This is a genomic window from Enterococcus sp. 7E2_DIV0204 (assembly GCF_002140855.1).
GTDB classification, from domain to species: Bacteria; Bacillota; Bacilli; order Lactobacillales; family Enterococcaceae; genus Enterococcus_L; species Enterococcus_L lemimoniae.
This window is the reverse complement of record NZ_NGKY01000001.1, coordinates 1,211,252-1,222,262: the sequence shown is the minus strand read 5'-3', so window position 1 is coordinate 1,222,262 and position 11,011 is coordinate 1,211,252. Positions and strand designations below refer to the sequence as shown.

Sequence of the window (11,011 nt, the reverse complement as noted above, 5' to 3'; positions counted from 1 at the left end):
GGTGGCTTGAGATTTTGTTTCTTCTATTGGAAAGGCTGGGGCTTCTTCTGCAAATAAAAAGAAGTAGCTAAGAGATCACTAAGTTATTGAATAGAGTAAGTAATGAGTAAAAAAGATAGAGATTTAAGTAGTTTAGTCATATAAACTACGATCGCGACCTGATCCATTTAGGAACAGGTTGCGTTTTTTTGCTTGTAATAGAAATTGACTATGTGTTTTTATAAGGTAACTATTTAATAGCTTACACTCGTATGGTAATTTTACGCTTGAGAATTTGATTATTTGTTGAAAAGATTCTTTTATTATATAAGCAAATCAATATCATTATTTTTTTATTCGGCTTATGATAAAGAAAAGAAGAGGTGAGGGAATCATGGAACACAATTACGAAAAAGCGATTTTTGCAGGAGGCTGTTTTTGGTGTATGGTCAAACCATTTGATACTCAACCAGGTATTATTTCGGTTGTAGCTGGATATACTGGTGGACATGTCGTAAATCCAAGCTATGAGCAAGTCACATCAGGAATGACCGGTCACACAGAAGCCGTTGAGATAACCTATGATCCTGCGATTATTCCATATGAAAAACTAGTAGAAACGTATTGGCAGCAAACAGATCCAACCGATGCATTCGGACAATTTGCAGATCGTGGGGATTCTTATCGACCTGTTATCTTTTATGCAAATGAAGCACAAAAGATAAGCGCAGAAAAATCAAAAGCGGCATTACAAGCAAGTGGTCGCTTTACGCAGCCAATCGTTACCAAGATTGAGCCAGCACAAGCTTTTTATCCAGCAGAAGACTATCACCAAGACTATTATAAAAAGCATAGTGTACATTATAGTCTGTATAAGGAAGGTTCCGGACGTGCTGGATTTATTCGGAAAAATTGGAAAGCTAAATAAATTGAAGTGATGAGCCGGACAAAACTAAAGTCAGTTTTGTATCGAGCTCATTCTTTATTTCCATATTAGTGCAAAAAATAGACCGATACTTAAAAAAGGCACAAAAGGTAGTTGTCGGATAGTTTTCTTTAAAATGTATTGGTAGATGAAAAGAAAAAGTAAGCCACTACTGCTGGCAATGAACAATAAAAATATAATCGACTCTCCACCTAAAAATAAGCCCCACACCGTTAACAAAAAGATGTCGCCACCTCCCACAGAATCAGGAAAGATATGGTTTAGTATCTGTAAAGCAATGAATAGAATCAAGCTTGTAAATGGAAAAAAAGGTAATACCAAATAAATATGTCCAATACATAATAAGATGGAACAGGTGTAAAATAATCTAGGTTCTACGATTAAATAAAAGAGGTCAGTTAAAGATAAAACGACAGCCATCGATAAAAAAAATAGAGAATAAACAGGATGAACCGCTTCAAGCAATACATAAAAACAAAGTGATCCGAAAATCAACTCGCTAAAAAAATAAACATAAGATAGCTTACATTTGCAGTAACGACAGCGAAAACCCAAACATAGAATTGAAACAATTGGGATCAATTCGACCATCTTTAATTTAGTTTGGCAATAAGTACAGTGGGAAGCGGGGCGCACTATTGATCGGTTGGCAGGTATACGTTCTGCCACTAAACAAAGAAATGAACCTATCACACTACCAATAATAAAATAAATAATCGACATAGAAAATTCTCCTTTCATAAATAAATACGCAAATATCGCCCTTTTTAACTAGACAAATATTTTTTTATTAGGAATAATGAAAGAGAGAAATGAGGCGAGAAAATGGAAAAAATGGCAATTGGTGTAGATATTGGTACAACGCAAACAAAGGCAGTCGCTTTTAGTGAGGATGGAGTAGTTCAAGCATCTGCTTATATTCGTTACCCGCTCATTCAGGAAACAGAAGGTATGGCAGAGCAAGATATAGATCAGATTTTTCAAGCAGTCATTACTTGTATTGGTGCGGTTGTGGCAAAAGTGCAGCCACATGAAATTTCAGTAGTATCCTTTTCAACTGCGATGCATGGCTTGATCGTAATGGATAAAAATCATCAGCCGTTGACAAGAGTCATTACATGGGCTGATAATCGTGCAGAAAAATACGCAGAAGAACTAAAAAATACGGCATTAGGAACATCTATTTATCAAAAAACAGGGTTACCGATGCACCCAATGACCCCGTTCCATAAAATGCGCTGGCTGAAGGAAGAGTTTCCGAAGGTTTATGAACAAGCAGACAAATTTATTGGGATGAAAGACTATATTTTTTATCGTTTATTTGATCAATATATTACCGATATCAGCACTGCTTCAGGAACAGGATTTTTAAATATTCATGATCTGATATGGGATCAACAAGCATTAGCGGAGCTGGAAATTACTACAGAGCAGTTGCCAAGACTAGTTAAACCTACTCAGCAACTAACTGGTTTAAAAGAAGAATGGTTAAAACTATTAGGATTGACGCCTCAAACAATTTTTGTGTTAGGCGGAGCAGATGGTCCATTATCAAATTTAGGCTTAGGTGCTTTAAATCAAGGAACGGCTACTTTAACGGTTGGAACCAGTGGCGCATTGCGCTATATTGTTGAGCAGCCCCAGACGCATCCACAAGCAGAGACTTTTTGTTGTGTGCTAGATGAATATCATTGGGTAATTGGCGGTGCAACAAGTAATGGCGCTGGTATTTTTGACTGGGCTTGTGAAAATTTCTTGAAAGAAGTTCAAATGGAAGCTCGTGAGACTGGAAAAAATCCTTATGATGCCGTGATGGAACTTGTGAAGGAGACACCGGCAGGAGCTAAAGGCTTATTGTTTCATCCTTATTTATTAGGAGAACGGGCACCATTATGGGATGCGGAAGCTGCCGGTAATTTTGTTGGACTGAAAAGAAATCATGATGATAAGATTATGATGCGAGCTGTGGTTGAAGGAATTTGTTTGAATTTGAAACGTATTTTAACGGAATTGGAAGAGCTAGGCGGATCAGTGAAGGAAATTCGGGCTACAGGCGGATTTGCTGATTCAAAGGTTTTTAAACAGGTCATGGCAGATGTTTTTGGTTATAGGTTATCAATGACAGAAAGTGTCGAGGCATCTGCCATGGGGGCAGTTCTATTAGGCTGGCAAAGCTTAGGAAAAATTCCCAGCTTGAAAGCAGCCGGTGATTTGGTAGAGATTTGTGAAATAGTTGAACCGAATAGTGAAAAGCAGCAAATTTATCAACAGATTTATCCACTATTTAGCACAACGCAACAGCAACTATCAGCCAGTTATCATCAATTAGCCAAACTAAGAGCTGATTTAGACTAAATTTTTTTGACAAATAGCGCTGAACTTGTTTTACTAGTAGTAAGAGAACGGAGGAAAGGAAATGAAAAAAGTCTGGATCACTTTTTTGCTTTTGGTCGGGATTTTTCTGACAAGTTGCGGCTCAAAAGGGATCTCCGCAGAAGAGGCCGGTGAATTGTTTGTTGATCGCCTGGTCTACCAGAAAAGAGAAAATGAATTTGCGAGGGAATTTCGTGACGGCGAACGAGTAGGCAAAGAGTTAGATAAAAACAGTAATACGTTTGAAGAAAACTTTGCAAAAGGATTATCCTCGACAGGTGCCAAAGTTCCACAAAAAGCAGCAAATCAATTAACAAAAGAATTATTACAACAGACAAAAGCAAAAACATCCTATAAGATTATTAAAATAGATGAAACAAAAACCGGGGCTGTAATTTCTTATTATGTAACTGGGTTAGATTTAGTGAGTGCTATGCAGGATATGACCAGACAGCTCGTAAAAGAAACTTTAGCTGATCCGGAAATAGCGAAAGATGATCAAAAAACACTAGATGCAACTTTTTCTATTTTGGAAGAACGAGTCAAATCAATTAAAATCAAAACAGATCCAGTTCAGCTTGAATTACGTTTAGAAAAGGAAAAGGGTAAATGGTTTATACCAGATAATCAAAAAGAAGCTGTATCCAATTTGTTCCTAGCATTTATTTCGGGTTCTGAAAATACAGAAGCGATGAATCAGGAGCTAGAAGAGGCAATGAATGAAGTTGCTAAAGAAATTATTGACTCATTAGATACTATGCCACTACCTAATAACAATTGATGTTTTAGATTATAATAATTATCAAAAGACAATATTTATAAAAATGAAGGTTTTACTGTACTTTTCCGGCATTTCGTACTACAATTATAGATGTAGATAAAAACTTTAGGAGGATGATGTATAATGAAATTTGAACAAACTAAAGAAGTATTGAACCAACTAGTTGCAGATCTAAGCCAGTTTTCAGTGGTAATCCACCAAACACACTGGTATATGCGTGGCCCAGAATTCTTGACATTGCACCCTAAAATGGATGAATACATGGACCAAATCAATGACCAATTAGATGTTGTTTCTGAACGTTTGATTACATTAGATGGAGCTCCGTATTCAACTTTACAAGAATTTGCAGATCATACTGGTATTTCAGATGAAATTGGTACTTACGAACGCTCAATTCCTGAACGTATGGAAAAATTAGTAGAAGGTTACCGTTATTTAGCTGATTTATACCAAAAAGGAATCGATGTTTCTGGTGATGAAGGTGATGATTCTACACAAGATATCTTTATCGCAAATAAAACTGATATTGAGAAAAACATTTGGATGTTGCAAGCAAAATTAGGGAAAGCACCTGGTATTGATGCAGATTCACGTACTAAAACTCGTTAATTTAAAACTTGTAAAAGCATATGAAAGATAGTGAGTTATCTTTCATATGCTTTTTTTAGTTTTCTTCGTTAGCTAGTTTCAGCTTACTACGCATAATGGCAGCTTGGACTTGTCCAAAGCCTGTTCCGCCGTATGAAGTCCGCCGTTCAACAGCTGTTTTTGAGGCTAAAGTTTGGTAGATGTCAGCTTCGATCAAGGGGGTAATCGTTTGGTATTTTTCTAAGGGAACATCTTGTAAGTAGATGCCTTGCTTTGTACATTCTAGGACTAATTTACCAACAATTTCATGTGCTTGCCTGAATGGTAACCCTTTGTTGGCTAGGTAGTCTGCTAATTCTGTAGCATTTGAAAAATCTTTTTCAGTTGCTTTTTCCATGATGGCTGTATTCAGCGTCATTGACTCAACCATACCAGCCATGATCTCTAAACTAGTTAAGATTGTGTGAGACGTATCAAACATCCCCTCTTTGTCTTCTTGCAGGTCTTTGTTATAAGCTAATGGCAGCCCTTTTAAAACGGTTAAAAGGCTGAATAAATTGCCATATACGCGACCGGACTTTCCTCGAATCAATTCAGCCATGTCAGGATTTTTTTTCTGTGGCATAATCGAGCTGCCAGTGGAAAAAGTATCGGTCAATTCGATAAATTGAAATTCGTGACTACACCATAAAATGATTTCTTCGCAAAATCTCGAAAGGTGCATCATTAAAATAGAACTATTGCTAAGAAATTCTAGAATAAAGTCACGGTCACTCACGCCATCCAAGCTATTGTCATAAATCGAAGCAAAACCTAGTAGTTCAGCGGAATAGGCTCGATCGATGGGAAATGTCGTACCAGCGAGTGCTGCACAGCCCAATGGCGAGATATCGATTCGTTTTAAGCTCTCTGAAAAACGTTCTTGGTCTCGAGTTAGCATTTCATAATAGGCCATCATATGGTGGGCAAATGAAATCGGTTGAGCATGCTGTAAATGTGTATAGCCAGGCATGATCGTTTCAATATTTTCCTCAGCTTTATCCACTAAGACTTGGCGCAGTAAATGGATCTTTTCAATGACTTCTTGAACGACTTCTTTTAAGTAAAGATGCATATCGGTTGCCACCTGATCATTTCGGCTGCGTCCTGTATGTAATTTGCCAGCCACAAGACCAATTTCTTCATGTAAGTGCTTTTCGATATTCAAATGGATATCTTCATTTTCTATACTGAATTCTAGCTCACCAGCGTTTAGTTTTTGCTGAAGAGTATTAAGTCCGAAAGTAATCTGTTTGGCTTCATCAGTCGTTAAAATACCTGTTTTAGCTAACATTTTTACATGTGCGAGACTCCCTATAATATCTTGTTTGGCTAATGTTTGATCGAAAGGGATCGAAGCACCGAATGAATCGATCCAGGCTTCACTTTTTCCTTCAAAACGTCCACCCCATAATTTTCCCATTATCTGCACCTCTTTACTATGCATTATTATTCATTCTCAAATTGCTTATTTTTCTTCATGGCCTATTGATTTCCTTATTTCCATCCGCAGGTAGAAAAGAAATTCTCCTAGAACAAGCCACTCGTTGAAGGTGAAACAATCGGATAACCTTATTTACAAGGCATGTAAAAGCTATCTCACGTATAGAATCACTCTAATTTTGCTTATTTAATGATGCTTGAACTTCCGCATTGACTTTCGTTGGTAGGCCCCAAAGTTTGATAAAGCCAACAGCTGCTGCTTGATCAAAAGTATCAGCTGATGTATAAGTTGCTAGATTTTCATTGTAGAGACTATTTTCTGATTTACGACCTTCAACAATTGCATGTCCTTTGAACAATTTTACTCGAACTACGCCATTTACGTATTTTTGAGTAGACTTTAAAAAAGCAATCAAGGCATCTGTTAACGGATTGAACCATAATCCATCGTAAATAATTTGTGATAATTGATTTTCGATGATTGGTTTGAAGTGAGCCAGCTCACGGACAAAGGTCAAATCTTCTAGCTCTTTATGGGCGGTCATTAGAGTGATCGCTGCTGGACATTCATAAACTTCACGTGATTTGATTCCCACTAAGCGGTTTTCCACATGATCGATTCGCCCAATGCCATGTTTACCAGCTAAGTCATTTAAATCGAGGATCAACTCAGATAACAGCATACTTTTACCATTGATGGCTGTTGGAACGCCCTCAACAAAAGTCAGCTCGATGACATCTGCTTCATCAGGTGCATTCTCTAAACTGGCGGTTAGTTCGTAGGCGCCTTCAGGAGGTGTAGCCCAGGGATTTTCTAAAATGCCGCATTCATTCGCACGGCCCCAAAGGTTTTGGTCAACTGAATAAGGATTATCCAAATCAGCCGGAACGGGCACCCCTTTTTCTTTAGCGTAATTGATTTCTTCTTCACGAGACCATTTCCATTCACGAACAGGTGCAATAACACTGATTTCGGGTGCAAGGGCATTGATCGCAACTTCAAAACGGACTTGATCATTCCCTTTTCCTGTACAACCGTGTGCAATTGTTGCGGCCCCTGTTTCGTGAGCCAATTCTACTAATTTTTTAGCAATCAAAGGACGAGATAAGGCAGAGACTAGAGGATAAGATTGCTCATAAAAAGTATGGCCTTGTAAAGCAATCAAAGCAAACTCTTGGGCAAACTCTTCTTTGGCATCAATAGTATAAGAAGCAGATGCCCCCACTTCTAATGCCTTATTCTTGATAAAATCTAAATCTTTCTTTTCGCCCACATCTAAACAGCAGGCAATCACATCATATCCTTCATCAACTAACCACTTAACAGCAACAGAGGTATCTAATCCTCCAGAGTAGGCTAAAACAACTTTTTCTTTCATTTGTAACACTCCTTATTTTCTAATTGACTTTTTTGATTGTTCTCATCATATCACTTGAAAATACATAAATCAACAGTTTTTATAAATAATTATACATTTATTTGCTTTTATAAGGAAAAATATACATTTTTGTTTGTGGGTTCTCGTAATATATATTATGCATATACAGGTAATTTTTATTTAACAACGGTGTTAATTTTTTTAAGTGATAAAATAGGCAAGAAAAATAAAGCAAAAACCTCAGAAATTCATTGACTTTACAAGCGATAGAAGGTATCATATTAAATGGTATTGTTTGCCCCACAATGAGCCCCGGAAACTCAAGTGAATGTCAAACATCGAATAGAAAATTGGAGGAAAGAATTGTGCGTACAACATATATGGCCAAATCTGGCGAAGTAGAACGTAAATGGTATGTAGTAGATGCAACAGATATCCCAATGGGACGTCTTTCAACTGTAGTTGCTTCTATCTTACGTGGAAAAAATAAACCAACATTCACACCACATGTGGATACTGGAGATTTCGTAATTGTAATTAATGCTGATAAAATCAAATTAACTGGTAACAAAGCAAGTGATAAAATTTACTACCGTCACAGCCAATACCCAGGTGGGTTGAAATCTGTTACTGCTGGTGAATTACGCGATAAAAACTCTCGTCGTTTAATCGAAACTTCTGTAAAAGGTATGCTTCCTAAAAACACTTTAGGCCGTAAACAATTTACTAAGTTGAACGTATACGGTGGAGCTGAACATCCACATGCTGCACAACAACCAGAAGTATTAGATATTACTAACCTAATTTAAGGAGGGAAATTCATTGGCTCAAGTACAATATAGCGGCACTGGCCGTCGTAAAAAATCTGTAGCTCGCGTACGTTTAGTACCAGGTACTGGTAAAATTACTGTAAACAAAAAAGATGTTGAAGAATATATTCCACACGCTGACTTGCGTGAAGTTATCAACCAACCATTTGGCGTAACTGAAACTAAAGGCGCTTATGATGTAATGGTAAACGTTAACGGTGGAGGCTACTCTGGTCAATCAGGTGCGATCCGTCACGGTATCGCTCGCGCATTATTAGAAGTAGATCCTGACTTCCGCGGAGCTTTAAAACGCGCTGGTCTTCTTACACGTGATGCCCGTATGGTAGAACGTAAAAAACCAGGTCTTAAAAAAGCTCGTAAAGCTTCACAATTCTCTAAACGTTAATCTTTGGTATATCAAGGATTTCAAGACACTTTCCAATTTTTGGAGAGTGTCTTTTTTTGTTTTGGTTACGACCTATTGGCTAACCCGTAACTGCTTCACCTTGATTAGCTTTCCTGTACTCCTCTAACTGTTTGATTGTATCAACTTTTGACTGTTGGCTCCTATACTAGAAATCCGGACAAGTTATTCGCTATAATCTATTAAAGGAGTTTTTATTATGCAGACAAAAACATCAGCTACAAGATATTCAAAAGAATTTAGAGAATCGATGGTGTCACTAAGTCAGACCGGTCGGTCTGCGAATTCATTATCAAAAAAATACAACGTAAGTGTCTCTACACTTAGTAAGTGGATTCGTCAAGCAGATTCAAATGACCGGAATATTCTCTCACTAAATGAACGTGCACTATTAAAAGAAAATAAACGATTAAAAGAAAAAATCGACATTTTAAAGCGAGCGGCGGTGCTTTTGGCAAAGAATTAATCAATAAGGGACGTGCTACTGTACTACGGGTGGTTCGTGTTAACTTAGAAGCAAAGCACCGCATTACTCGTATTTTAAGCGTTCTTAAGATTCCTAGAACGACGTATTATGATTATTTAAATTGGCGCCCCAGTAAGCGAATGATTAGACGACAACAGATAAAAGAGAAAGTATTAGCGTCCTGGTTATCGTATCCAATGTATGGGTATCCGAGGATGACCAAGTATTTTAATGAAAATCTCAACTACCCAGTTAGTCGCTACCTTATCTATCGCCTTATGCGTGAGCTAGGGATTCATTCACGGATGATTAAAAAAATGAAGAAACCTAGCACCTATACAGACGTTGCCAAGTTACCAAACCTAATAAGAAAAATGAATGACTGGTCTAAAGTACTTTTAACAGATACCACGTATATCCGAGTGAAAGGGAAGTGGGTTTATTTAGCTAGTCTATACAATCCAGAAACCCGAAGGGTTATCGCTCATAAGGTCGGAGCCCATATGACAAAAGAGCTGGCAACGAGTGTGCTGGAGAAAGTAGGTTTGCGCAGACTTGGAGTAAAGATTGTACACAGCGACATGGGAAGCCAATACACAAGCGATTTATTTAATCAGACGCTACAAAATAGACAAATAAAGCACTTCTACTCTCGAAAGGGTTGCCTAGGAGATAATGCAAGAATAGAAAGTTTTCACTCGATTTTGAAACGAGAATATGCCAATTTTCAGTCCTTTCAAACACTTGATGAAGCGATTGTTGGCATTGATAGCTATATTCGTTGGTACAATAGTGATCGAATTTCTCTCGTTGCCTAGCGAAAAAATGTGCTACTTTCAAAAAAAAACGAATGTTGAAAGTGTTATTTAAGTGCGCCTTTTGGTATTCCGTTTAAAAATATGAAGGATGATTTAGATTGAATAGTGCATCATTTACTTTGCTTAACTGTTTTTATTGCTCTCACAACAATTCTTTCGCATTTTTTTGTTCGGATTCTTGACATAGGTGCCAAACACGAAAAAGGATTATCTTTAGGTGAACAAAAGTTTAGAGATAGTGCAGCAAGAGAGTGAAGAAGCTAAAAAGTATCTCCTTTCACTTGAGAGAGAGAAATGCAAGAGGCCTGTGAATGAAGAATTAAAAAAACTTAAGAAGCTAATAGATACGTTACAGACTCTTGCTAGAGCAAAGCAAACCATTTCAAAAGGAATAATTAAATACCAAAGAGTATAAAGAATTACTGAGGTTGATTAGAGAGTTAAAAATTCTAAAAGATGAGTGTTTGTAGTAGCGTATCGTCTGTTGAGTAGAAGAGCACCTAAAAGATTTTTCTAGTTAAAGGATATCTTTTAGGTGTTTCTTGAACATAACGAAAAATAATATTATCTATATTGTCTTATAACTTGTTAAATGATAAACTTATTGTAAAATAAATATTTGTTTATATATCTTAATCTGAATAAAAAATATATAGGAGATACTAATATGAATCGAGATCTTATTTTCAAAAACCAAGAACATATAACCTTTTTTGAAAAAAATACAAAGGATAAAACGTTTAATTGTCATGAGCTCTCTTTAATTTATTTGTTGGGGCTAACAGAAGTAACCAGAAAGCATTTTGTCGAAATCTATTCTGAAGATAAGGGTACTAAACATGAGTCTGTTTTGGCAGATTGGCAAACCGAAGAATCAACTCGATTAACGATTTTAGCATTTAATCTGTACGAAGATTATTTGTTTGGTTTTAGTGATCAAGTCTATCGGCATAAACTAGATCT

General features: G+C 36.9%; 12 protein-coding genes. 9 read left to right on the top strand and 3 right to left on the bottom strand.

Annotated features, from left to right (window positions below; translation table 11 throughout):
• Positions 1 to 373: 373 nt before the first annotated feature.
• Positions 374 to 907 (top strand): peptide-methionine (S)-S-oxide reductase MsrA, encoded by a 534-nt coding sequence (gene msrA / locus A5819_RS05760; protein ID WP_086277527.1) that lies wholly within the window; start codon positions 374 to 376, stop codon positions 905 to 907.
• A 54-nt stretch (positions 908 to 961) separates the two neighbouring features.
• Here msrA and A5819_RS05755 read toward each other — a convergent pair whose 3' ends face one another.
• A complete protein-coding gene (locus A5819_RS05755) occupies positions 962 to 1,648 on the bottom strand; it encodes an A24 family peptidase (RefSeq protein ID WP_086277525.1) in 687 nt (228 codons plus the stop codon).
• A gap of 102 nt (positions 1,649 to 1,750) precedes the next feature.
• On the opposite strand from A5819_RS05755, the gene A5819_RS05750 reads away from it, so the two are divergent.
• The 3 genes from A5819_RS05750 (at position 1,751) to A5819_RS05740 (ending at position 4,691) form a co-directional block, all read left to right on the top strand.
• Entirely contained in the window at positions 1,751 to 3,280 is a 1,530-nt protein-coding gene (locus A5819_RS05750) for a gluconokinase (protein WP_086277523.1), read from the top strand.
• Positions 3,281 to 3,341: 61 nt separating this feature from the next.
• Positions 3,342 to 4,079 (top strand): DUF5105 domain-containing protein, encoded by a 738-nt coding sequence (locus A5819_RS05745; RefSeq protein WP_086277521.1) that lies wholly within the window; start codon positions 3,342 to 3,344, stop codon positions 4,077 to 4,079.
• Between the two features lie 123 nt (positions 4,080 to 4,202).
• Positions 4,203 to 4,691 (top strand): Dps family protein, encoded by a 489-nt coding sequence (locus A5819_RS05740; RefSeq protein WP_086277519.1) that lies wholly within the window; start codon positions 4,203 to 4,205, stop codon positions 4,689 to 4,691.
• Between the two features lie 55 nt (positions 4,692 to 4,746).
• Here the strand turns inward: A5819_RS05740 and argH are convergent, their stop codons facing one another.
• Both argH and A5819_RS05730 read right to left on the bottom strand, forming a co-directional pair.
• Complete coding sequence (gene argH / locus A5819_RS05735; protein WP_086277516.1) at positions 4,747 to 6,132, bottom strand: argininosuccinate lyase; 1,386 nt, start codon at positions 6,130 to 6,132, stop codon at positions 4,747 to 4,749.
• A 193-nt stretch (positions 6,133 to 6,325) separates the two neighbouring features.
• The gene (locus tag A5819_RS05730) at positions 6,326 to 7,531 is read right to left on the bottom strand and encodes an argininosuccinate synthase (RefSeq protein ID WP_086277514.1); all 1,206 of its coding nucleotides are present in this window, start codon (positions 7,529 to 7,531) and stop codon (positions 6,326 to 6,328) included.
• Positions 7,532 to 7,893: 362 nt separating this feature from the next.
• On the opposite strand from A5819_RS05730, the gene rplM reads away from it, so the two are divergent.
• From rplM to A5819_RS19195, 5 genes are all read left to right on the top strand, one after another.
• On the top strand, positions 7,894 to 8,340 hold the full coding sequence (rplM, locus tag A5819_RS05725; protein ID WP_303393681.1) for a 50S ribosomal protein L13: 447 nt from the start codon (positions 7,894 to 7,896) through the stop codon (positions 8,338 to 8,340).
• A 13-nt stretch (positions 8,341 to 8,353) separates the two neighbouring features.
• A complete protein-coding gene (gene rpsI / locus A5819_RS05720; RefSeq protein ID WP_010771970.1) occupies positions 8,354 to 8,746 on the top strand; it encodes a 30S ribosomal protein S9 in 393 nt (130 codons plus the stop codon).
• A 217-nt stretch (positions 8,747 to 8,963) separates the two neighbouring features.
• Positions 8,964 to 10,048 (top strand): IS3 family transposase gene (locus A5819_RS18915; RefSeq protein WP_139843284.1). Its coding sequence is split into 2 segments (ribosomal slippage): positions 8,964 to 9,201 and positions 9,201 to 10,048, totalling 1,086 coding nucleotides; the frame shifts between segments, so codons are not numbered across the junction.
• Positions 10,049 to 10,265: 217 nt separating this feature from the next.
• The gene (locus A5819_RS05705; protein ID WP_086277508.1) at positions 10,266 to 10,463 is read left to right on the top strand and encodes a hypothetical protein; all 198 of its coding nucleotides are present in this window, start codon (positions 10,266 to 10,268) and stop codon (positions 10,461 to 10,463) included.
• Positions 10,464 to 10,715: 252 nt separating this feature from the next.
• A partial coding sequence (locus A5819_RS19195) for a DUF6075 family protein (RefSeq protein WP_217809027.1) occupies positions 10,716 to 11,011 on the top strand: 296 nt, incomplete at its 3' end.